The following is a 23040-nucleotide window of genomic DNA, read 5'->3' on the forward strand; positions in this document are numbered from 1 at the left end:
GGGCCGGGCTGGCGGGCTACTCGGGGGCGAGCGCGTGCATCGTGTTCCGGACCTGGTCGAGGGACGCACCGCGGGGGAACCCCAGCGCGATGGCGTCGACGCCCGCGACCTCGGCGAAGCGATCGAGGCTCGCACGTGCGTCCGCCCGCGTTCCCGCGGCGGTCATCTCCGAGAGTAGCTCCTCGGAGACGAGCTCCGTTGCGCGATCGCGGTTGCCGTTCGCCCACTCGGCGGCGATCTCCATCGCGACCTCCTCGTGGCCCTGCCTGGCGAGCGCGTCGCGGTAGTACGTTCCCATCCCGCCGACGTAGAAGGCGAGGTGCTCGCTGACGAGCTCGCGAGCGCGCTCGGCGTCCTCGTCGACGCAACAGGTGACGGAGATCGTCGTGCGGACGTCGTCGACGTCACGGTTCCCCAGCTCGGCACCGCGTTCGAGATCGTCGAGGCGATCATCGATCGCGTCCGGACTCATGACGATGCCGTGCCAGCCGTCGGCGAACCGGCCGACCATCTCGACGGCCTTCGGGCCCATCGCCGCGACGTCGACCGGCGGTGGGGTTTCCGGCGGCGCCGAGCGGAGTCGGAACGTCGAGAGGTCGAACAGGTCGCCGTCGTAGTCGAGCGTCTCGCCGGAGCAGACCTGTCGGACGATCTCGACGGTCTCTCGCGTTCGCCGGAGTGGCCTGTCGAACTCGACGCCGTGCCAGGCCTCGATCAGGATCGGGCCGCTGGGGCCGATCCCCAGGCGGAAGCGGTCGTCGCTGTGCTCCTGGAGCGTCGCCGCCGTCTGGCCGAGCAGCGCCGGCGACCGTGAGTAAACGTTGAGCACCGAGGAGCCGACCCCGATCGACTCGGTCCGTTCGACGATGGCCGTCATCGCCGTGACTGCGTCGCGTCCCCACGTCTCGGGCTGCCAGACCTGGTCGTAGCCGAGCCGTTCGGCACGAACCGCCAGATCGGCGACGTCGTCGACGGCGAGGTCGGTCACGGGCAGGTGAACGTCGATGTCTGTCACGGACGATCGTTACGAGGCCAGTGACATAACAGTGAGCAGGACGTGGCGCGGCGTACTGGCGCCCGTCGGCCGGCCGATCACCGCCGCGTCGGCGATCGCGGTGGCGTCGGTTGGCCAGGGCACCACGGTTAAGCCACAGCGACCGCACCGTCGGGATATGCCTTCGCGGCGACGACAGACGGTGATCTACGTCGCCGTGCTGGTGGGCTCTATGGCGGCCTTCACGGCGCTCTACTGGCACGGCATGGCCGCTTTCGAGGACCGGCCGGTCAGCGTCCTCCACGCGCTGCAGGTCGTCGTCGAGACGTACACCACGACGGGCTACGGCTCGGACGCGCCCTGGACGAGCGCGCAGATGAATCTCGTCGTGATCGCGATGGACGTGCTCGGGACGGTGATGATCTTCCTCGCACTGCCGGTGATCCTCTTCCCGGCATTCCAGGAGGCGCTCGCGACGAGCGTGCCGACCGAGGTCCCGGAGGATCGCTCCGATCACGTCGTGATCGTCTCGCGAACCGCTCGGCTCGATCCGCTGCTCTCGGAGCTCGATTCGTGGGACGTCGACCACGTCCTCGTCGAACCCGACCGCGAGCGAGCTCGGGACCGCTACGACGACGAGGGCGACGTGATCCACGCCCAGCCCGACGAGATCGAGGGGCTCGAAGCGGCGAACCTCTCGACCGCCGAGGCGCTCGTCGTCGACTTCGAGGATCGGATGGATGCGAGCATCGTGCTGACCGCCCGCGAACTCGACGAGGACGTCCGCGTCGTGAGCGTCGTCGAGGAACCCGACCGGGCGACGTACCACGAGCTGGCGGGCGCGGACGCGGTCGTCTCCCCGAGACCGCTCCTCGGCGAGCGCCTCGCCGGGCTGGTGACGACCGCGATCACGCCCGACCTCGGCGAGGCCGTCGGGCTGGGCGAGGACTTCCACGTCGTCGAGCTCCCGGTCCCCCGCGACAGCGAGCTCGTCGGGAAGACCATCGCCGAGAGCGGGCTCCGCGAGCGCGCCGGCGTGAACGTCGTCGGCGCCTGGTTCCGCGGCGAGTTCGTGACGCCTCCGCCGCCCGACGCCGAGATCACCACCGCGACGGTACTGCTGGTGACTGGCAGCGACGAGGACGTGCGCCGCCTCGCCGACCTCTCTGCGGCCGCGCCGCGACCACACGCGCGGGGCGATACCATCGTCGTCGGGCACGGCGAGGTCGGGAAAGCCGTCACGGACGCCCTCGACGACGCGGGACTCCCCTACACCGTCCTCGACCAGCGCGACGATCCGGCCGTCGACGTCGTCGGGCAGGCGACCGATCCCGACGCGCTCCAGCGCGCCGGCATCGAGGACGCGACGTCACTCGTGCTCACGATTCCGGCGGATGCCGAGACCGAGTTCGCGACCCTCGTCGCACGGGACGCCAGCGACGAGGTCAACGTCGCCGCCCGGGCCGACGAGGCTCGTTCGGTCAGGAAGCTCTACCGCGCTGGGGCGGACTACGTCCTCTCGCTGGACACCGTGACCGGGCGGATGCTCGCCTCGACGGTGCTGGAGGGCGAGGACGTCCTGACGACCGACACGCAGGTCGAGGTCGTCCGCATCGGTGCCGGCGAGCTGGCCGGGAAGACGCTCGGCGGCGCGGAGATCCGCACCGAGACCGACTGTACCGTCGTCGCGGTCGAACGGGACGGCGAACTCCTGACCGACCTCGGCCCCGAGTTCCGCATCCGGGAGACCGACGACCTCGTCGTCGCCGGGACCGGCGAGGGCGTCAACGAGTTCACGGACCGCTACGAGTGACGATCACGCAGGGCTTCGAGCGACGGTGCGCAGCTCCTCGAGTGAGCCCGCCCGCGAGACGCCGGCCGCGAATCCCGACAGATCACGGCTATGGCGTCGCCCGCTTGGAGAGGATTTAGGTGCCGTCACGGGCTCTCCCCGCACATGTCGAACACGAGCGTCGGCGTCGACGTCGGCGGGACCTTCACCGACGTCGTGACCGTCGACGACGGCGAGTTGACGGTGACGAAGGCGCCCTCCGATCCCGACTCACCGGCGGCGGGTGTGCTCGCCGCTCTCGAGCGAGCGGCCGAACGCGACGGGTTCGACCTCGCCGACGTCGGGAGCCTCGTCCACGGCACCACCGTCGCCACCAACGCCGTCCTCGAGGAGACGTGGGCGGACGCTGGGCTCGTCACCACGGAGGGGTTCCGCGACGTCCTCGAAATCGGGCGGCAGGATCGCCCGGAGCTCTACGACCTCGCCGGGTCCAAGCCCGACCCGATCGTGCCGCGAAATCGCCGGTTCGAGGTTCCCGGGCGGCTCGACGAGCGCGGCGAAGTGCGGGAGCCACTCGAGGAGAGCGCGGTCCGATCGGTCGCGACCGAACTCGCGACGGCCGCCCCCGACGAAGTGGACGGAAAAGACGGCGAGAGCGGCGAGGGCGACGGCGTCGAGAGCGTCGCCGTCTGCCTCCTCTTCGCGTACGAGAACGAATTCCACGAGCGCCGGGTCGCGCAGATACTCCGGGAGGAGCTCCCCGCCGACGTTCCGATCACCGTCTCTTCTGACGTCCTGCCCGAACTGCGCGAGTACGAACGGACCCTCGCAACTGCGCTCAACGCCGCACTGCTGCCAATCATGAGCGAGTACCTCGGCACGCTCGCCGACGGCGTCGCGGAACGGGGCTGTACCGCACCGCTGGAGGTGATGGCCTCCGGCGGTGGCCTCGTCGGTGCCGATCACGCACGCGAGCGGCCCGTCGAGACGCTGTTGTCCGGACCCGCCGCGGGCGTCCAGGGCGCCGCTCACGTCGCCGGGCTCCGGGGCGTGGAGGACGCGATCACGATGGACATGGGCGGCACCTCCTGTGACGTCTCGCTGATCACCAGCGGCGAGCCCACCGTCACGACCGAACGGACCGTCGGCGAGTACGCGGTCGCGGTGCCGGCCGTCGACGTGCACACGATCGGCGCCGGCGGCGGCTCGATCGCCTGGCTCGACGACGGCGGCGCGCTCCGAGTCGGCCCACGATCCGCTGGCGCCCAGCCCGGCCCGGTCTGCTACGGCCGCGGCGGAACCGAGCCGACGGTGACCGACGCCCAGCTTCTGCTCGGCCGGCTCGATCCCGACTCGCTCATCGTCGCGGACGGCGCGGACCGGTCGGCGATCGAGGCTGCGATGGCCGACCACGTCGCCGAGCCGATGGGCCGCTCCGTCGAAGCGGCGGCCCGGGGCGTGCTCGAGGTCGCGAACGCGAACATGGAGCGGGCACTTCGCGTGGTGTCCGTCGAGCGGGGGCACGACCCCCGGCAGTTCGGGCTCGTCGCCTACGGTGGTGCTGGACCACTCCACGCGAGTGCGCTCGCCGAGTCCCTGGAGATCCCGCGGGTGCTCGTGCCACGGACCGCCGGCGCGCTCTCCGCGCTCGGCCTGCTCGCGACGGATCGGCTCCACTCGCTGTCGACCTCGATGGTGCGGCCGCTGGACGAGGTCGAGCCGGAGACGGTCGCCAGCGTGCTCGAGGAGCTCGAGGCGGAGGGGCGAGCCCGCTTCGACGACCGCGACGGACGAGGAGAGGACCTCGTCGTCGAGCGGCGACTCGACCTCCGGTACGTGGGGCAGGCCTCGGAGCTGACGGTCGACCTGCCGGGCGCGAGTGGCGGTGCGGGCGGCGGAGGCGGCGAGGGCGCGGAGATCGGCGCCGACGCACTCGACGCCACGACCGAGCGGTTCCACGACGTCCACGAGCAGCGCTTCGGACACGCGGCTCGCGACGAGCCGATCGAGCTGGTCACCGTCCGGGTCCGGGTCCGGGAGCCCGTCGAGGCGCCCGCGCTCCGGCCACCGCCTGCAGCGAGCGACGATCCCGACGACGCGATCTCGGGCGAACGAACCGTCGCCTTCGGCGAGGGCTGGCACGACGCGCGAATCTACGATCGCGAGCGACTGCCGACGACCGCGGACGGGGAGGCGATCGACGGGCCCGCGATCGTCGAGGGGCCGGAGAGCACGGTGACGGTTCGACCGGGCCAGCGCGCGACCGTGGACGAGCACGGAACGATCGTCGTGGAGGTGGACGCATGAGCCCGGAAGACAGCGACGGAGCCACCAGCGACGACGTCGATCCGGTGACGCTCGAAGTCCTGCGGAACGCCTGCAGCGCCGTCGCCGAGGAGATGAACGCGACGCTGCTGCGCACGGCTTACTCGCCGAACGTCACCGACAGACGGGACTGCTCCTGTGCGATCTTCGATCCCGACGGCGGAATGATCGCCCAGGCGGAGAACATCCCGGTGCACCTCGGTGCGATGCCGTTCTCCGTCGCCGCCGCGCTGGAGGAGCACCCACCCGAGACGCTCGAACCGGGTGACGCAATCGCGGTGAACGATCCCTTCCGGGGCGGCGCACACCTGCCCGACGTCACGCTCGTCTCGCCGGTGTTCGAGGAGGCAGACGGTAGGGGGGAGGCAGACGGTGACGACGGCTCCCTCGTCGCACTCGCGGCGAACCGCGCCCACCACGCGGACATCGGCGGGGCGACCGCGGGCAGCGTGAGCGCGGACTCGACGGAGATCTACGCCGAGGGGCTGCGCATCCCGCCGGTGAAGCTGCTCGAGGACGGCGAGTTCGACCGGGACCTGCTCGAGACGATCCTCGCGAACGTCCGCACGCCCGCGGAGCGCCGCGGTGATCTCCGAGCACAGGCCGCCGCGAACGACGTCGGCCGGGAGCGGATCGGCGACCTGCTCGACGAGCACGGCGTCGAGGGGTTCGCGGCGGCCGTCGACGCGATCCAGGACTACTCCGAGCGGCGGATGCGCGGCGCGATCGGGGAGCTTCCCAACGGCGAATACGGGTTCGCCGACGTGCTCGACGACGACGGCCACGGCACCGAGGACGTCCGGATCGAGGCGACGGTGACGATCGACGGCGACGCGCTCGTGGTGGACTTCGAGGGAACGGCAGCGCAGACGGAGAGTCCGATCAACGCCGTGCGCGCGGTGACGGCCTCCGCGACCTACTACGCCGTTCGCTGCGTGACCGACCCGGAGATTCCACCGAACGCCGGCTGCTACCGCCCGGTGGAACTCCGGACGCCCTCGGGAACCGTCGTGGACGCGGAGCCGCCGGCGGCGGTCGTCGGCGGAAATCTCGAGGTCTCCCAGCGCGTGACCGACGTGGTGCTCGGCGCGCTCGCCGAGGCCGCACCGGAGCGGGCCGTCGCAGCCGGACAGGGGACGATGAACAACGTCACGCTCGGCGGCACGGATCCGCGGGGCGCGGGATCTCCCGATGACGACGCGAACGGCGCGCCTCGCGGCACGCCGTTCGCGTTCTACGAGACGCAGGGCGGCGGCTCGGGCGCGCACGCGACCGGTGACGGCATGGACGCCGTCCACGTCCACATGTCCAACACGCGGAATACGCCCGCGGAGGTGCTGGAAACCTCGTATCCGCTGGCAGTCGAGCGCTACGAGCTCCGGGAGGACTCCGCCGGAGCGGGCGAGCACCGCGGCGGGCTCGGACTGCGACGGGACATTCGCGTCGAGCGGGGATCCGCAACGCTGAGTCTGCTGGGAGAGCGCCGGAAGACCGCTCCGTACGGCATCGAAGGGGGCGATGCCGGCGCGGTTGGCACGGACGTGCTGCTCGAAGGCGCCGAGAGCGAGGGAGCAGTCGGCCGATCTAGCGAGGTGCTGCCAGCGAAGTGTACGCGACGGCTCGAGGCTGGCGACGTGATCAGCGTGCGAACGCCGGGCGGTGGTGGATTCGGCGATCCGGACGGGCGGGATCGGGAGCGCGTGCTCCGGGACGTTCGTCTGGGGAAGTGCTCGCCCGAACGGGCCAGAGAGGTCTACGGCGTGGATCCCGAGGAGTGAGTTCTGAGGACTGGATTCGATCGAACCGCAGTCGGCTTGGAAGCCCCCTCCCGCTTGCGGGCGGCCCCTTCCAGTCCCGGAAGAGCAAGCTCTTCCGACCTTCGCAGAATCAAAGATTCTGCTCAGTCCCGCCCGGTGATTTGTGGAGGTCTGAGGACGTGGGATTTCCAGAAGGCTGCAGCCGGTGGCCGACCCCCACGCACGACGCTCGGCGGGACCGCCCACCGAGCTACGAATGTTGGAACATCAGCACCGGGTGGGGCTGGAAGGGGCCGACCGCTCGTGAGCTCTCACGATGGAAGCACTGTAGCGAGCGAACGCAGTGAGCGAGCGAAGCGCGCAACGAGTGAGAGCCCACGAGCGGGAGGGGGCTTCCAAGCGGTTTGCTGTCGGAGATGTGGGGCTATTCCTGACAGCCCACCCCACCACCCACCAGCCGATCGAGCCGGACCGAGGATTCGAAGATTCCGCGACCCCCACGTTAGACAGTTCCAAACCGCAAGACGTGACGGGGTTCAGCAGTACGCCGTATCGAAATGGTTTTAACTGTCTCAGGCAAACAAACCGGGTACAGCGCCTTTAGCGCGCGAGTTGACCAATGAGCGACGACCTACCACACCAGAACCTGGCCATCATCGGCCACGTTGACCACGGCAAGAGCACACTGGTCGGGCGCCTCCTCTACGAGACGGGGAGCGTTCCCGAGCACGTGATCGAGCAGCACAAGGAAGAGGCTGAGGAGAAGGGCAAGGGCGGCTTCGAGTTCGCCTACGTCATGGACAACCTCGCCGAGGAGCGCGAGCGCGGTGTCACGATCGACATCGCCCACCAGGAGTTCGAGACCGACGATTACTACTTCACCATCGTCGACTGTCCTGGCCACCGCGACTTCGTCAAGAACATGATTACTGGCGCGAGCCAGGCCGACAACGCGGTCCTCGTCGTCGCGGCTGACGACGGCGTCGCGCCCCAGACCCAGGAGCACGTGTTCCTGGCCCGCACCCTGGGCATCGACGAGCTGATCGTCGGCATCAACAAGATGGACCTCGTCGACTACTCCGAGAGCGACTACAAGCAGGTCGTCAACGAGGTCGAGGAGCTCCTCAAGCAGGTCCAGTTCAACACCGACGACGCGAGCTACATCCCGATCTCCGCCTTCGAAGGCGACAACATCGCCGAGGAGTCCGAGAACACGGACTGGTACGACGGCGAGATCCTCCTCGAGGCACTCAACAATCTGCCCGAGACGGAGCCGCCGACGGACGCGCCGCTGCGGCTCCCGATCCAGGACGTCTACACCATCTCCGGCATCGGTACCGTCCCCGTCGGACGCGTCGAGACCGGGATGATGAACGTCGGCGACAACGTCTCCTTCCAGCCCAGCGACGTGGGCGGCGAGGTCAAGACGATCGAGATGCACCACGAAGAGGTGCCCGAGGCCGGCCCCGGTGACAACGTCGGATTCAACGTCCGCGGCATCGGCAAGGACGACATCCGCCGCGGCGACGTCTGTGGCCCCGCCGACGACCCGCCGACGGTCGCGGAGACGTTCCAGGCCCAGATCGTCGTCATGCAGCACCCCAGCGTGATCACCGCGGGCTACACGCCCGTCTTCCACGCTCACACCGCGCAGGTCGCGTGTACGATCGAGTCCATCGACCAGAAGATGGACCCCAGCGGCGAGGGCGAGGGCGAGGCCAACCCCGACTTCATCCAGTCGGGCGACGCCGCCATCGTCACCATCCGCCCCCAGAAGCCGCTCTCGATCGAGCCCGCCGACGAGATCCCCGAGCTGGGGAGCTTCGCGATCCGCGACATGGGTCAGACCATCGCGGCCGGGAAGGTCCGTAGCGTCAACGAGGAATAATGCAGCAGGCACGCGTCCGCCTCGCCGGCACGAGTCCCGAGGACCTCGACGACATCTGCGACGACGTCCGGGAGATCGCGGACAAGACCGGCGTCACGCTGTCGGGGCCGGTCCCGCTGCCGACGAAGACCCTCGAGATCCCCTCCCGCAAGTCCCCGGACGGTGAAGGGACGGCGACCTGGGAGCACTGGGAGATGCGGGTCCACAAGCGGCTGATCGACCTCGACGCGGACGAGCGGGCGCTGCGTCAGCTCATGCGCATCGAGGTTCCCAACGACGTCAGCATCGAGATCGTCCTCGAGGACTGAGCGACGCGTCAGCGTCGCGAAGGTCGGAAGACGCCTGTGGCGTCTTTCGGAACTGAGGAAACCGCAGGTTTCCGAGGATCGTCGGACTCGTCCGACGGAACTGACGTCTCGACGTGGCCCGACGGCGTGGGCCCGTCGCTCCGCGTACGAATCGCGCCATCGACCGCTCGCGCGCAGTCCTTTTGTCGCGCGTTCTCCAACGGGTAGCCGATGGTCCGGGCGACGCCACAGATCGTATCCATCTGTCTGTTCGTCTACGTCGCCCAGCGCGTCGTCGCACTCCTGGAAGGCTGGGACCGGATGGGCGAGCTGTTCGCAGTGTCGTTGCCGCTGGACGTCTATCCCTGGACGATCGTGACGAGCGTCTACGCGCACGCTACCCTCTGGCACCTCCTCTCGAATCTGGCCCTCTTCGCGTTGCTGGGCATCGCCGTCGAGCGCCAGACCGGCGCGATCCGTTTCCACGCGTTCGTGCTGACCAGCGGCGCGATCGCCAACGTTTCCCAGGCCGTCTTCAGTAACGCCGTCGTCGGCGTCGACGTCCCCGTACTGGGCCTCAGCGGTGCGGTGTTCGCGCTAGCTGGCTACCTCCTGACTGGCAACCGGATCTCGGGGTTCGTGCTCGATCGCTTCGAGATCCCCCGGACCGTCCAGTTCGTCATCTACGTCGTGCTGGCAATCGCGGTCACCATCGCGACCGCAGAGCCCGGCGTCGCGATCGTCGGCCACTTCACCGGTCTGTTACTCGGGCTGGTCGCGGGTGCGGGGAACGTACTGCGGCGCTGACTCCGGGAGTGCTGCGAGCGCAGCCCAATTGTGATAAACGAACATCTATTCCCGACTTATCAGACCGATCGGCGAAAGCTATCTACTATCCTACTGTGATATGGAGGTAATCACGGCGATACTCATCCGATCCAGTAATACTATCCCGCAGTACCGGAATCTCCGTGTATGACCGATCGAAGCCTCTACGATCGCCTCGGCGGCCACGACGCCATCCGGGCAGTCGTCGACGACTTCTACGACCGACTGATCGACGATCCGGAGCTGGGCCCGTTCTTCGAGGACGCCGACCTCGAGCATCTCCGACGGACGCAGACGGACTTCCTCTGTGAGGCCGCGGGCGGACCCGAGATTTACGAGGGACCGTCGGTCCGCGATGCGCACCTCGAGGTTTCCTTCGAGCCCGAACACGTCGAGCGCGCCGTCGAGTTACTCCAGGAGAGCCTCGACGCCTTCGACGTCGACGACGAGGACGCGGAGCTAGTGGTCGGTGCGGTTGCAGCGTACGAGGCCGATCTGCTCGCGGGCCCCGACGACGAGAACCCGTAGCGAACCGGGCCGTAGTCGACGCGACTGTTCGCGCGTTGCTCGCGCCAACGTTTACGTGGACTCGGGACCCACCACTGGCCGTGAACGCCGAAGCAATCCTTCGCTCGCGGTCGCTCGGGAGCGTCGCGCTCGGACTCACCGCGTTGCTCGTCGCAGTCGGCGTCGGGCAGGGCGCGACCAGAGCGATGGACGCCGATTCGACGGTGCTCGGCCCGCTGGCAGTGGCAGTACTCTGCGTGACGGCCGTCCTGCTCGCGGGCAGGACCCTCGCCGGCTGGCGCCGGACGCCGTACTGGTAACGGCAGAAAGAGCGGCCGCGCTCGGCCAGAACGACCGCTCGCTCAGCGACTGCGCCGTCCCTTCGTCTGGCGGTAGTCCGAGGCCATCAGCGCCGAGAAGTCGTGCACGAAGGCGTCCGTTTGCTCGTCGTCCATCGTCACGGGGTCGACCATCGGGACGAGTTCGAATCCTCGGCCACGGAGCCGGTCGCCGTGGGCCGCCGGCAACGACACCGTCTCGGGCGCCGTCGTCGTGTAGTCCTCGAGCAGTCGATCGAGCGCACGCTCGCCGACGGGGACGAGGATCTCGGGGTTGATCATCCGGATCTCGGCGTCGAGGAAGGGCTCGCAGTTGTGGATCTCCTCGTCCGTCGGGGGACGTTCGGGGTGGCGACACCGCGTGAGATTCGTCAGGAAGACGTTGGCGAGCTCGGGCTCCGTCGAGTCGACGGGAGAGCCACAGAGCCCGAGCCGGCGGAGGATGCCGAGCAGGCGCTCTCCTGCCGGGCCGCCGGTGAAGGGGACGCCGGACTCATCGGCACCGGCGTCGGGGCGTTCGCCGACGAACAGGAAGTCCGCGCCGACGTCGCCGTAGCCGTGGACGACCTGCGTGCGGGGCTCGCAGAGCTCGGGACAGTTCTCGCAGTGCTCGTCCATCCCGAAGGGGTTCGAATGGTCGTCCTGGTTGGCGTCCACGCTCGAGGAGAGGGAGTCGGTCGGCAAAAGCGAACGGGAATCGAGACGGGGCGAGAGTTGGGCCGAACCCGGGGCGGATGGGTCAGTGCCACCAGAACGCGAAAAAGCGACCTACCGCGCGGTCGGCGTGACGTTGTCGGCGACGGCCTGCTTGACCTGCAGCGCTGCGGAGGCAGCGAGGCCGCGTGCGACCTCGTCGCAGTCCTCGTCGTCGACGATCTGTTCGGCCTCGAAGTCCTCCTCGTTGGGGGTGAAGCCCGCCGTGACCGGGTGGCCGATCGGGGGCTGGACCGCGACGCGGGCCTGGGGGCCACCGGCGCTGTGGCTCACGTCGGCGTCGATGGCGTACTCGTCGGGGAGGAACTCGCGCGTGCGGGCGGCGATGCGGGAGACGTCCTGACGGAACCGCCGCTTCTCCTCGCGGCTGAGATCGACGAGGTCGGCGTTGGTACGCTTGCCGGCCTGGGTGGTGCCCGGCTGCCCTGCGTACGGCGTGTTTCCGTTCATTTGGGTCTGGGAATCCTATAAGTGGGGACGCCTGTTAAAGGGTTCGGCTGGGGCAACGGATGGGACGAGAAACTCGGCCGAGAGCCCCTACAACAGCGGTTCGCTCTCCCCGTACGCGGCGATCGCGACCGCGGCCGCGTACCCCTCCGCACTGTCGGCGTCGATGGAGACCGTCCGGAACCGTGGCTCGCCGTACTCGCGATCGCGGAGGTCGAGACCGGCCTCGATGCCGGCCTTCGCCTCCGCCTGGACTTCGTCGGCCGGCTCGGACTCGCCAGCCTCGTAGAACACGCCAGGTCCCTCGGGGGATCGCGCCCACGCGAGTACCGCGCTCTGGGGACCCGAATCGCCGCGAGCACTCGCTTCGACGACGGTGAGCCCCTCGCCGGCGGGCCCGAGATCGGGCGCCGTCCCGACCTCCTCGATCGCGGGGCCCGCCGGAATCACGGAGGAGAGCTGCACGAGGTTGTAGTCGTGCACACCGGCCTCGGCGAGGGCGGCGTCGTAGGCGGCGAGCGCCGTGGGGCCGCGGCCGGTCCCCCAGATGATCCGGATCGGCTGCATGGCTGGAGCAAACGGCGTGGCGGTAGAAGGGGTTTCGATTCGTATCTGCTGGGGCGATACGGTTCGAATCCGGTCGTCGAAGGAGCACGTGGGTTCGGGCGGAATTGGACCTGAGAAAGACGGTCCGGGTGTTCGCTCCGCAGTGCTCCCGGGCTGTGATTTCCATCCGGCACGTCGCCACCGTGGTCAGTAGGTCTGCGGTGGTTGCTCGAGAATCTCGAAAATTTCGCGGGCACGATACTCTTTGTTCCGCCCCTTCCCAGTCACTTCTTCGAGGACTCCTTCGTCGACGAGTTCGTTGATTGCTCGCGACGCCGTCGGTTGCTTGACGTCGAAGAGCCGTTGAACAGTCTTGCTCGTAACGTAGGGCTGTTCGAAGAGCTTCAATGCAAGTTTGTTCTTCGTGTACGACTTTCCCTCGTATTCGTCGTCGTACTGACGCCTGAGCTCGGCAAGAGAGAGTGTTCTGTCGACGGACTCGTGAGCCTGTCGAGCGACGCCCTCGATAAAGAACGATAGCCACGCTTCCCAATCGCCATCGAATCGAACGGCCTCCAACCGGTCGACGTACGTCGGCTTGTTTCGATTGAAGTATTCACTGAGATAGAGATTCGGGCGTTCGAGATAGCCAGCGGCGTACAACTGGAGTGTGATGAGGAGCCGACCGAGGCGACCGTTCCCGTCGCCGTACGGGTGGATGGTCTCGAATTGGTAGTGGAAGAGCGCGATGTCTACGAGCGGGTGGTAGCTTCCGCCAGTTCTGTAGTAGGTGAATAGCGCATCCATCAGGTCGTCGACCTGGCGTGGAACGGGTGGTAGGAAGTCACCGATGTGGTTCGGGTTCGTCTTGTATGCGCCGAGAGTATCGGTATCGACGCGGTCGTCTGGAACGCCAGTGAGAAGCGTTTCGTGGAATTCGTGCAGCCGTTCGACGGTCAGGTCTTCGCCCCGGTCGAGTGCCTCGATTCCATCCTGAATAGCGTCCTCATAGTTGAGGACCTCCTGTGTATCCTTCGTTTGACCCGTCGTGGATTCGACGCTGATTTCGTCTTCTCCGGCATCGAATGAGCGTGTTTCGAGACTGTAGAGAGCGTCGTAGTCAACGTCAGCGCCTTCGATTTCAGCGGATGCCATGGCTTCCTTACGGAGGAGTGAAGTGTAGAGTACTGGTGGAAAATCGAGTTCGAGACTCACTCCACTGAGTTTCCCGAGCCAAAAAGTTGCGTCTGAGAGCCTCTCGTAGAAGTCGTTCCCGAGAGCGAGGTCTCGGGATGGCGGTAGCGGATCGGGCTTGTAGTACGACCTTCGACCGAGCGAAATGAGTTCGCCAGGAGCGTTAGAATCGAGTTCTGACTGCTGCATACATACTCAACCAGTAGACCCCCGTATGAATTAATCTGTCGGGGCTAAATGAATAGATGGAGCGATATATCGGCTATAGATAAATAGACCTGTCGTAGAGGAATTTCAATGGGTCGTGAGGTGTTGGCAGATACAACTCCCAGAGACGGTCGGATACGTTGGTTACGCGTTTCACTCCACCTCAGAACCCGACTGATTCGAGCTCAAAAAATTTCCTCAATACTAACTCGCGGTGAGAAACGATTCGTATCGGATTCGGGGCGAAATTGAACCACCGAAATCAGTCTATCCCGTCCGGAAGGAGTAGTCGAGACTCGACGCCGAATGCGTCAACGAGCCCATCGAGACCACGTCGACGCCAGTCGTCGCGTACTCGGGAACCGTCTCGACGGTGATCCCGCCGCTGGCCTCGAGTAACGCGTCCGCAGCAGACTCGCTGACGAGGTCGACCGCCCGCTCGACCGTCGACGGGTCCATGTTGTCGAGCAGGACGATATCCGCGCCGGCCGCCGCTGCCCGCGGGGCGTCCGCTGGATCCTCGACCTCGACCTCGATCTTCGTCGCGAACGAGGCTCGCTCCCGGAACCGATCGACGGCGGCCTCCATCCCGAGCTCCGCGACGTGGTTGTCTTTCACCATCACCATGTGGGAGAGGTCGAGGCGGTGGGTGTCGCCACCCCCGGCAGCGATCGCGCGCTTCTCGACGCCGCGGAGGCCAGGCGTGGTCTTCCGGGTGCCGGCGATCGCCGGTGGCTCGCCGGCTGCCTCGGCATCCGTATCGAAACCGACGACGGCAGTCTCTGCTGCCTCGACGGCCGCGGCGGTCTTCGTCGCGATCCCGGAGGCGTGCCCCGCGATGTTCACGGCGACGCGCTCCGCTCGGAGGACGTCCTGGGCGCTGCCCTGCACGCGGAGCACGACGTCGTTCGCTGCGAGATCGGCTCCCTCTGTGACGCGATCGCGGACGGGTACGTCGAGATACTCGAAGACGGCGACAGCAGCGTCGATTCCGGCAGCAACCCCGGGCTCCGTCGCGACGAGTCGGCCGTCGGTCTCGCCGGGCACGTCGTTGGTGACGTCGTGGTGACCGAGGTCCTCGCGGAGCCAGCGTTCGATCGTCGACTGGTCGATCATCTGATGTTGAGGCTTGGTTTCGCCGGCGATATAACGACAGGGGTCACACGTGAGCGAGGTTCGAACCACCGAAATCGGTTTGTCGGTGTCGGCGCAATACGTCACTATGAGCGACGTCGCGACGAACGACGAGATCGACCGGGATGGGATCCGTCACGTCCTCGAAGACCACCCGGTGTCGCTCGCGATCCTGTTCGGGTCGTACGTCGAAGGGAACACCCATCCGAACAGCGACGTCGACATCGCCGTCGAGTTCGACGACGAGGTCGACGATCGGTTGGATGCCCGCCTGTCCTTGCTGTCCGATCTCTCGTCGACGCTCCAGCGAGACGACGTCGATCTCGGTATTCTGCCGGACCTGGAGCCTCGTATCGGACGTGCTGCCGTCACGGACGGCGAACTGCTCGTCGGCGACCAGGAGCGTGCGGACGCGTATCGAGAACGGTTCGAGGCAGCAATCGACCCCCGACCGCCAGCCGGGAAGCGTTTCGACGCGGTGATCGAACGCGTCGAGGAAGCGCTCGGCGGATGACGATCTCTCCGGAGCGGGCGGATCGAATCGTCGACAAAGCCGAACACGTCGAGCGATCGCTGACCGTGCTCGCAGAGAAACAGTCCATCTCTCGCGAGGCGTACCTGGACGACAGGGAGCAACGCGACGTGGTCGAGCGGCGGTTCGTAACGATGACCCAGGCGTGTATCGACGTGGCCCGGCTGTTGCTGGACGGGCTCGACGAGCGGGTCCCGAAACCGAATTCGACGACGATGAGTCGGTTGATCGAATGTGGCGTACTTTCGGAGCCGACGGGAACGGCGATGATCGACGCCTGTCGATTTCGGAACGTCCTCGCACACGAGTAGGGGACGAGGATCGACGACGAACAGGTCTACGACGCGCTCCAGGATCTCGAGCGCTACAAGGACTTTCTCGTCGAGATCAGAGACTATCTCGACGACGTTGGAGCACTCTGACTCGTCGCTTTCCTCAGTCACCGGATGCAGATTCCTCTTGTACGACGTGGTGCGTGCCGACGCTCTCCTCGCGCTCGCTCGCGGCCCGCGCGACGAGCAACGCCACGATGCTCGCGTTACGTAGCTCGTAGAGGTCCCGGGCCGTCCGCGTTCGGACGTACGCGTCGACCTCACCCTTGAGGCGCCGGAGCACTGCAGCCGCCCGGCGGAGGCCCTCTGGCTCCCGGCGGAGGCCGACGTGCTCGTCCATCACCCGACGCAGGCGGACGAACTTCTCGGCGGCGAAGCGCTCGGGGAGGTCGGGGTCGCGGTTCAGGAGCTCCGGTGCCTCGACGACCTCCGGTTCTTCGGGGCCGTTCGCCACCGCGTCCTCGCCCGCTCGCAGTCCCCAGACGAGGCCCTCGAGCAGGCTGGTCGACGCGAGGCGGTTCGCGCCGTGGACGCCGGTCCGCGAGCACTCGCCGACGGCGTACAGTCGATCGAGCGACGTGCGGCCCCGATCGTCGACGGCGACCCCGCCACAGAGGAAGTGCTCGCAGGGCGCGACGGGAATCCCCTCGGTCCAGTCGACGCCGTTGTCTTCACAGAGCGCGGCGAGATCGGGGAACTCGCCCTCGAAGTCGAGTGGGCTCACGTCGAGTCGAACCTCGCCGGTCGCGCTCCGCTCGCGGTCGACCGCGCGCGCGACGACGTCCCGTGGTGCGAGCTCGGCGTCCTCGTGGTAGTCCGGCATGAAGCGCTCGCCACCGGGAGACTCCGTCTCCCGAGCCTCCGAGTCGTCCGACTCGGAGACGTCGCCGTTTCGGAGGACCGCCCCCTCGCCCCGGAGCGCCTCGCTGAGCAGGAAGATGTCCGAGCCTCGCTCGTCCTCGCCGCCGGCGCTCTCCGCGCCGGCCGTCACGCTGTCCTCACTCGCGTCGGGATCGAACGCCGTCGGGTGGAACTGCACGAACTCCATGTCCTCGACGTCCGCGCCGGCGAGGGCCGCCATCGCGATCCCGTCGCCGGTCGCGTCCGGCGGGTTCGTCGATCGCGGATAGCAGGCACCGACGCCGCCCGTCGCGAGAATGGTCGTGCCCGCGTAGACGGGCTCGCCTTCCGGTGCGGAATCGAGTATCGCACCGTGGACGCGCCCCTCGTGGGTGATCAGCTCGAGCGCGGCGGTGTCCTCCCGGATCCGGACGTCCTCGCGCGCATCGAGGTGGTTCAGGAACGGTCGCAAGATGTGGGTCCCCGTCGACGCGTCGACGTGGAGGATCCGGCGGTCGGAGTGGGCGGCCTCCTGGCCGTAGTCGAACTCGGTGGCGGCGTCCCCGTCAGCTGCGCCTCTCGCCTCGTCACCGGCATCGGTGGTATCGAAGGGGACGTCGAGCGTGTCGATGAGCACGTCCTCGACTGCCCCGGCGGCGTCCTCGACGAGAACGTCGACGGCGGCGGGGTCGGCGGTTCCGTCGCTCGCGGCGATAACGTCCTCCTTCAGCGAGGCGGGGTCGTCCCGCGTCGTCGCGATGCCGCCCTGGGCCCAGTCCGTCGAGGCATCCTCGGGCCGTTCGGCCTTCGTGACGAGCAGGACGTCCGCGCCGTCGCGGGCTGCGGCGAGGGCCGCTGCACAGCCGGCGATGCCCGAGCCGACGACGAGTACGTCGGCGGTGTCGGGGTCACCGGGGACCTCTTCGTCCCGCTCGTCCGCTGTATGAGATTCGACCATCGTTACTCGGCGAGGTCGAGCATGCGCTGGACGGAGAGCTCGGCGAGCTCCGCCTCCCGTTCGGGCACCTCGATCACGTTGCGCTCGCGGCCGGCGACCAGCTCCTCGAGCACCCACGCGAGGTAGTTCGGGTCGATCTGGCGCATCGCGTTGCAGTCCATGCAGGCGTCGCCACACAGCGGCAGCACCTCCACCTCTGGGTACCAGCGGTCGAGGTGCTTGGCGAGGTGGATCTCCGTGCCGATCGCCCACGCGTCGCCGGGATCGGCGTTCGCAACCGTCTCGGTGATCGTGCTCGTGGAACCGACGACGTCGGCGGCCTCGACGACCTCGCGGCGGCACTCGGGGTGGACGACGACGTTGACGTCGGGGCGCTCTTCGCGAATTTCCTCGATGTGGGACTCGCGGAACCGCTCGTGCACCTGGCAGTAGCCCTCCCAGAGGATGATCTCGGCCTCGGCGGCCTCCGCGGCGTCGGTGCCCTCGGGATCCCACGGGTCCCACGCCACGGCCGAATCTTCGAGGCCGAGGTCGTGGGCGGTGTTGATGCCGAGGTACTTGTCGGGCATGAAGAGGACGGCGTCGCCCTTCTCCAGGGCCCACTCGAAGACGTCGGAGGCGTTCGAGGAGGTACAGATCGCGCCGCCGTGTTCGGCGGTGAACGCCTTCAGATCCGCGTAGGAGTTCATGTAGGTGATCGGAACGATGTCCTTGTCGCCGGCCGCGGCGGTGATCTCCGCCCACGCCGCGTCGACCTGGAGTGCCTCGGCCATGCCCGCCATCGGGCAGGAGGCCTCCATGCTCGGAAGGATCACCGTCTGGTCGTCGTCGGTGATGACGTCCGCAGTTTCGGCCATGAACGTGACGCCGCCGAAGATCACGTACTCGGCGGCGGAGTTCGCGGCCTCCTTCGAGAGCTGGTAGGAGTCGCCGATGAAGTCGGCGTGTTCGACGATCTCCTTGCGCTGGTAGTTGTGGCCCAGCACCACGACGTCGTCACCGAGTTCGGCGAGCGCCGACTCGATGCGGGCCGTCCGGTCCTCGGCCTCGAGCTCGCGGTAGCTGTCCGGGAGCTGCTCGAGGTTGTCGTACTTGAACAGGCTCAGGTCCGTCTCGATGTCGGCGGTTTCCATCCGTGGCACTCCGTGGTCACCTGGGTGGTCGTACTTCGGAAGCAGGTATTGAAAACATTTTGCCTTCAATCGGCGGCTTCGGTGGAGTAATCGCCTATTTACCGGCAACACTGGCCGGAGAAAGCCTTCTCAGCAGCCGAATCGGCAGGAAGGCGGTCCTGATCGATTAAGTCCATCTGCTCGGCTCCTCGACACCGTGTCGATGCCACGTTTGCGTGAGTAGTGAGATCCCAAATACACCGGTATCGGGGCCTGATGGGCCAACCTCCACTTTCACCGGGGCATCCACTTGTTTAAGTACGATACTCCGCTACCGGATAGTAACGATGGTCGGGAAGAAGGCGATGCTTTTCGTGGACGCGCAGAATCTCACTTTTGGCGCGAAGAACTTCGGTAAGGACCGGGATTCGGAGTACCGAGTCGACGCCGTTGCACTGCAGGAGGAACTGGCCGCCCAACGAGACCTGATCAGGGGCTACTGGTTCGACGCATTCTACACGCAAGGACAGATCGAGCAGGCAGCCGAAGACGGGAAGGACCTCTCCGACAAGCAAGGGTTCTTCCGGTTCCTCAGACGCAACGGCTACCGGGTGGATGCGAAACCCCTTCGGGAACGTGACGGTACCTTCGTTGCGAAAGGAGACGACATCGGGCTCGCAACGGAACTGATCGCGCAGGGATTCAACGATTCGTACGAAGTAGCAATCGTCGTTACGGGCGATGCAGACTTCGAACGCCCCATTCGATACGTTCAGAACGAGGGAAAGATCGTGGAGGTGGCGAGCTTCGAGTCACAGATCTCTGGAGACCTCAAATCGGTTGCCGACGAATACACTGCACTCGAGGAGGTTGCGGATGCCATCGAGTTGGACGATTCTGGGAAGGGTAATTAGCAGGAGTCCGGGGTTGTACACCCCGACCCGGAAGGGTAGGCGTTCGCCCGACCCCTGCAGAGGTAAATTGCATTCCTATCTAAAAGGCGACCGCACAATAAGCCTTCTCGTTACGTCGGGTTCTGGTCACAAGCTGGAAGATCGACGTACTAGAGGTGATCAGTCGTTCTCCACGGCTTCGCCGGGCGCGGACGGGCCGGTCCGATCCCATCCCTCGCCGAGCAGTTCCTCTCGGTGTTCGTCCAGCAGGGGCGCGCGCCCGCCGGGCTCGGGCATCGTCGCGGAGAGCTTGATCGGCGAGCCGGCGATGGTCACGTCGCGATCCGCGCCGGGCTGCTCGACCTCCCGTAACATCTCGCGGGCGTGGGCGTGCTCGTCCTCGAAGACATCCGCCGTGTCCTGGACCGGTGCGGCGGGCACGTCGCCCGCGAGCGCGTCGACGACGGTCCCGGTTCCCCGGTTCGCGGTCCACTCGGCGATCGCCGCCCGAAGCTCCTCGCGATTCGCCATCCGCGCCTCCCCGGAATCGTACTCGGCGGCGAGGTCGGGGCGGCCCATCGCCCGGCAGAGCGCCGTCCAGTGACCGTCGCCGAAGGCCGCGATGACGACGTGGCCGTCGGCGGTCTCGAAGGCGTCGTAGGGGAACAGCGTCGGGTGGCTGTTGCCGCGCCGGCCCGGCACCTCGCCGGTGTAGGAGTGCTGGTAGATCGCTCGCTCGCACAGCGAGATCATCGCGTCGTACATGCCGGTGTCGACGTGCTGGCCCTCGCCGGTGCGCTCGCGGTGGTGGACGGCGGTGAGGATGCCGACGCAGTTCAGGACCGCGGTGAACAGGTCTCCGATGCCGGGCCCGACCTTCGTCGGCGGGCCGTCGGGCTGGCCGGTGATCGACATGACGCCGCCGAGCGCCTGAGCGATCAGGTCGAAAGAGGGCTGGCCCTGCCGCGGGCTCTCGCCGGTGCGAGGATCGCCGAACCCGCGGATCGAGCTGTAGATCAGCTGGGGGTTGTGCTCGCGCAGAGTCTCGAGTTCGAGATCGAAGGACTCCATCGTGCCCGCGCGGTAGTTCTCGACGACGACGTCGGCGGTCTCGACGAGGCGGAGGAAGTCCGCGCGGTCGTCCCCGTCGCCGAGGTCCAGTTCGAGCGATCGCTTGCCGCGGTTCACGCTCTGGAAGTAGCCCCCGTAGGGCTCGGCGTCGGAGTCGGTCGCGAACGGCGGATTGTCCCGGATGAGGTCGCCGCCCGGTCGCTCGACCTTCACCACGTCCGCGCCCATGTCCGCGAGGAGCATCGTGCAGTACGGTCCGGCGAGCACCTGCGTGAGGTCGAGGACCCGGAGGTCCGAGAGCGCACCCATGGAGGTTCGAACCGGCGGCGACGGCTAATATCTTGCCTAAAAGTTCATTATAGATGCGGTGCGGAGAGTGTGGTATGCAACCACACTAAACCGCCTTAAAGAATATTATCATTATCGTTCGTTACATTTATTGTGCGCTCCGTTGACCACCCGATACCGCATGACGACGACAGTCATCCTCGGCGTGATCGGATCCGACGCGCACGCCGTCGGCATCACGATCCTCGAACAGGCGCTGGAGGCAGCCGGCTTCGACGTTCGCAACCTGGGCGTCCAGACCGCCCAGGACGAGTTCGTAACGGCCGCAGCTGCGGCCGACGCCGACGCCGTGCTCGTCTCCTCGCTGTACGGGCACGCCGAGCGTGACTGTGACGGGCTCCACGAGGCGCTCGCGGAACGCGGGATCGAGCCCGCGACCTACGTCGGCGGCAACCTCGCCGTTGGGCAAGCCGACCACGAGGCGATCCGCGAGCGCTTCGAGCGGATGGGGTTCGATCGGGTCTTCGACGCCGAGACCGATCCCGAGGAGGCGATCGTCGCGCTGCGACGGGACCTCGGGCTCGCGGAGACCGAGACGGACCGCAGCCGGGTGTCCACGTAGATGGTCACCGACGAGCGGCTCGCCGACGCCGAGCTGCGGCGCATCGACGAGCAGGTCCGGAGCGGCTGGACGACCGGCGCGGACGTGGATCTCGAGGCGGCGATCCGGTTCCACGAGTCCCTGCCCGACGGGAAGCGGTTCGCCGCGGTCCTCGAGTCCGCCGACGCCCCGCTCCTCCAGCCACGCGCCGGGGTCCCGAGGCTCGACGACCAGATCGAGCTTCTGCGCCACTTGCAGGACGAGGGCGGGGCCGACCTGCTCCCGACGACCATCGACTCCTACACGCGCGACAACGAGTACGAGACGGCCCAGGCGGGGCTCGAGGACGCCCGCGAGTCCGGCGAGGACACCCTCAACGGGTTCCCCGCGGTCAACCACGGCGTCGAGGGCTGTCGCGAACTGATCACCGCACTCGACGCGCCGATCGAGGTCCGCCACGGCACCCCCGACGCCCGCCTGCTCGCCGCGATCACCTACGCCGGCGGGTTCCAGAGCTTCGAGGGCGGCCCGATCTCCTACAACATCCCCTACACGAAGGAGCGGGACCTCGCGACCACAATCGAGCAGTGGCAGTACGTCGACCGCCTCGCCGGTGCCTACACCGAGCGGGGCGTCCGGATCAATCGCGAGCCGTTCGGCCCGCTGACGGGCACGCTCGTCCCCCCCTGTATCGCCATCGCCGTGATGGTGATCGAGGGGATGCTCGCCGCGACGCAGGGCGTCCGCTCGATCACGCTCGGCTACGGCCAGGTCGGCAACCTCGTCCAGGACGTCGCCGCGCTCCACGCGCTGCGCTCGCTGGGCGAGGAGTACCTGCCCGATCCCGTCCGCGTCACGATCGTCTTCCACGAGTGGATGGGCGGCTTTCCCCCGGACGAGGCCCGCGCCAACGCCGTGATCGGGCTGGGCGCGGCCACCGCCGCGATCGCCGAGCCGGACAAGGTCATCACCAAGTCGCCCCAGGAGTTCGCGGGCGTCCCGACGCGGGAGGCCAACGCGGCCGGCCTCCGGACGACCCGCCAGCTGATCGACATGCTGCTCGAGCAGGACGTCCGGCTCCAGGGCGTCGATCGCGAACTGAACCTGATCCAGAAGTCCTCCCGCGAGCTGATCGAGGCCGCGATCGACTGCGGCGACGGCGACGTCGCCCGGGGCACCGTCCGGGCCTTCGAAACCGGCGCCCTCGACGTGCCCTTCGCGCCCTCCGAGAGCGCGCAGGGCGCCGTCCTGCCGGCCCGCGACGACGACGGCCGCGTCCGGATCCTGGAGTTCGGCGACCTCGCACTCTCCGCGGACGTCCGGGAGATCCACGAGAACCGCCTGGCGGCCCGCGCCGACACCGAGGGCCGGGATCGCTCCTTCAAGATGGTCGCCGACGACGTCGACGCGATCAGCGACGGGCGGCTGATCGGCCGGCCCACGGAGGGCGACTAG

Annotated in this window: 22 protein-coding genes; 13 read left to right on the forward strand and 9 right to left on the reverse strand. The window is 67.5% G+C overall.

Annotated features, from left to right (window positions below):
- Positions 1 to 16: 16 nt before the first annotated feature.
- Positions 17 to 1015 (reverse strand): TIGR04024 family LLM class F420-dependent oxidoreductase, encoded by a 999-nt coding sequence (locus ACZ5KP_RS04650; RefSeq protein ID WP_460920387.1) that lies wholly within the window; start codon positions 1013 to 1015, stop codon positions 17 to 19.
- A gap of 157 nt (positions 1016 to 1172) precedes the next feature.
- Between ACZ5KP_RS04650 and ACZ5KP_RS04655 the strand changes: the two genes are divergently transcribed.
- The 8 genes from ACZ5KP_RS04655 to ACZ5KP_RS04690 all read left to right on the forward strand — a co-directional run bounded on the left by ACZ5KP_RS04655 (position 1173) and on the right by ACZ5KP_RS04690 (position 10698).
- Complete coding sequence (locus tag ACZ5KP_RS04655) at positions 1173 to 2807, forward strand: potassium channel family protein (protein ID WP_460920389.1); 1635 nt, start codon at positions 1173 to 1175, stop codon at positions 2805 to 2807.
- Between the two features lie 144 nt (positions 2808 to 2951).
- On the forward strand, positions 2952 to 5093 hold the full coding sequence (locus ACZ5KP_RS04660) for a hydantoinase/oxoprolinase family protein (protein WP_460920391.1): 2142 nt from the start codon (positions 2952 to 2954) through the stop codon (positions 5091 to 5093).
- A complete protein-coding gene (locus ACZ5KP_RS04665; RefSeq protein ID WP_460920394.1) occupies positions 5090 to 6889 on the forward strand; it encodes a hydantoinase B/oxoprolinase family protein in 1800 nt (599 codons plus the stop codon). Before ACZ5KP_RS04660 ends, ACZ5KP_RS04665 begins: the two co-directional genes overlap by 4 nt.
- Positions 6890 to 7487: 598 nt before the next feature.
- Complete coding sequence (tuf, locus tag ACZ5KP_RS04670; protein ID WP_460920396.1) at positions 7488 to 8756, forward strand: translation elongation factor EF-1 subunit alpha; 1269 nt, start codon at positions 7488 to 7490, stop codon at positions 8754 to 8756.
- Positions 8753 to 9064, forward strand: a complete 312-nt coding sequence (gene rpsJ, locus ACZ5KP_RS04675) for a 30S ribosomal protein S10 (protein WP_259369977.1) — start codon at positions 8753 to 8755, stop codon at positions 9062 to 9064. Before tuf ends, rpsJ begins: the two co-directional genes overlap by 4 nt.
- 210 nt (positions 9065 to 9274) lie before the next feature.
- Positions 9275 to 9850 carry a rhomboid family intramembrane serine protease gene (locus tag ACZ5KP_RS04680; protein ID WP_460920399.1) on the forward strand — a complete coding sequence of 192 codons (576 nt, stop codon included), beginning with the start codon at positions 9275 to 9277 and terminating at the stop codon, positions 9848 to 9850.
- 168 nt (positions 9851 to 10018) lie between these two features.
- On the forward strand, positions 10019 to 10399 hold the full coding sequence (locus ACZ5KP_RS04685) for a truncated hemoglobin (protein ID WP_460920402.1): 381 nt from the start codon (positions 10019 to 10021) through the stop codon (positions 10397 to 10399).
- A gap of 80 nt (positions 10400 to 10479) precedes the next feature.
- Positions 10480 to 10698, forward strand: a complete 219-nt coding sequence (locus ACZ5KP_RS04690; RefSeq protein WP_460920405.1) for a hypothetical protein — start codon at positions 10480 to 10482, stop codon at positions 10696 to 10698.
- Between the two features lie 42 nt (positions 10699 to 10740).
- Here ACZ5KP_RS04690 and ACZ5KP_RS04695 read toward each other — a convergent pair whose 3' ends face one another.
- The 5 genes from ACZ5KP_RS04695 to nadC all read right to left on the reverse strand — a co-directional run bounded on the left by ACZ5KP_RS04695 (position 10741) and on the right by nadC (position 14940).
- Positions 10741 to 11373 (reverse strand): uracil-DNA glycosylase, encoded by a 633-nt coding sequence (locus ACZ5KP_RS04695; protein ID WP_460920408.1) that lies wholly within the window; start codon positions 11371 to 11373, stop codon positions 10741 to 10743.
- A 111-nt stretch (positions 11374 to 11484) separates the two neighbouring features.
- Positions 11485 to 11880: a DUF5811 family protein gene (locus ACZ5KP_RS04700; RefSeq protein WP_460920411.1), complete on the reverse strand. Its 396-nt coding sequence runs from the start codon at positions 11878 to 11880 to the stop codon at positions 11485 to 11487.
- Positions 11881 to 11967: 87 nt separating this feature from the next.
- Positions 11968 to 12444 (reverse strand): pyruvoyl-dependent arginine decarboxylase, encoded by a 477-nt coding sequence (locus ACZ5KP_RS04705; RefSeq protein WP_460920414.1) that lies wholly within the window; start codon positions 12442 to 12444, stop codon positions 11968 to 11970.
- A gap of 186 nt (positions 12445 to 12630) precedes the next feature.
- Positions 12631 to 13806: a Fic family protein gene (locus ACZ5KP_RS04710; RefSeq protein ID WP_460920417.1), complete on the reverse strand. Its 1176-nt coding sequence runs from the start codon at positions 13804 to 13806 to the stop codon at positions 12631 to 12633.
- Between the two features lie 285 nt (positions 13807 to 14091).
- Positions 14092 to 14940, reverse strand: a complete 849-nt coding sequence (gene nadC / locus ACZ5KP_RS04715; protein ID WP_460920420.1) for a carboxylating nicotinate-nucleotide diphosphorylase — start codon at positions 14938 to 14940, stop codon at positions 14092 to 14094.
- A gap of 106 nt (positions 14941 to 15046) precedes the next feature.
- On the opposite strand from nadC, the gene mntA reads away from it, so the two are divergent.
- Together mntA and hepT are read left to right on the forward strand one after the other, a co-directional pair.
- Entirely contained in the window at positions 15047 to 15472 is a 426-nt protein-coding gene (mntA, locus tag ACZ5KP_RS04720) for a type VII toxin-antitoxin system MntA family adenylyltransferase antitoxin (protein WP_460920423.1), read from the forward strand.
- Complete coding sequence (gene hepT, locus ACZ5KP_RS04725; protein ID WP_460920426.1) at positions 15469 to 15801, forward strand: type VII toxin-antitoxin system HepT family RNase toxin; 333 nt, start codon at positions 15469 to 15471, stop codon at positions 15799 to 15801. Before mntA ends, hepT begins: the two co-directional genes overlap by 4 nt.
- A gap of 124 nt (positions 15802 to 15925) precedes the next feature.
- Here hepT and ACZ5KP_RS04730 read toward each other — a convergent pair whose 3' ends face one another.
- Positions 15926 to 17620 carry an L-aspartate oxidase gene (locus ACZ5KP_RS04730; protein WP_460920429.1) on the reverse strand — a complete coding sequence of 565 codons (1695 nt, stop codon included), beginning with the start codon at positions 17618 to 17620 and terminating at the stop codon, positions 15926 to 15928.
- Between the two features lie 2 nt (positions 17621 to 17622).
- Positions 17623 to 18753 (reverse strand): quinolinate synthase NadA, encoded by a 1131-nt coding sequence (nadA, locus tag ACZ5KP_RS04735; RefSeq protein ID WP_460920432.1) that lies wholly within the window; start codon positions 18751 to 18753, stop codon positions 17623 to 17625.
- Between the two features lie 326 nt (positions 18754 to 19079).
- On the opposite strand from nadA, the gene ACZ5KP_RS04740 reads away from it, so the two are divergent.
- A complete protein-coding gene (locus ACZ5KP_RS04740; RefSeq protein WP_460920435.1) occupies positions 19080 to 19646 on the forward strand; it encodes a LabA-like NYN domain-containing protein in 567 nt (188 codons plus the stop codon).
- A gap of 159 nt (positions 19647 to 19805) precedes the next feature.
- Here ACZ5KP_RS04740 and mct read toward each other — a convergent pair whose 3' ends face one another.
- Complete coding sequence (gene mct / locus ACZ5KP_RS04745) at positions 19806 to 21005, reverse strand: succinyl-CoA:mesaconate CoA-transferase (RefSeq protein ID WP_460920438.1); 1200 nt, start codon at positions 21003 to 21005, stop codon at positions 19806 to 19808.
- Between the two features lie 160 nt (positions 21006 to 21165).
- Here mct and glmS point away from each other — a divergent pair, with 160 nt between their 5' ends.
- A complete protein-coding gene (gene glmS, locus ACZ5KP_RS04750; RefSeq protein ID WP_460920441.1) occupies positions 21166 to 21606 on the forward strand; it encodes a methylaspartate mutase subunit S in 441 nt (146 codons plus the stop codon).
- Positions 21607 to 23040 (forward strand): methylaspartate mutase subunit E, encoded by a 1434-nt coding sequence (locus ACZ5KP_RS04755; RefSeq protein ID WP_460920444.1) that lies wholly within the window; start codon positions 21607 to 21609, stop codon positions 23038 to 23040.

Source organism: Salinarchaeum chitinilyticum (assembly GCF_055390775.1).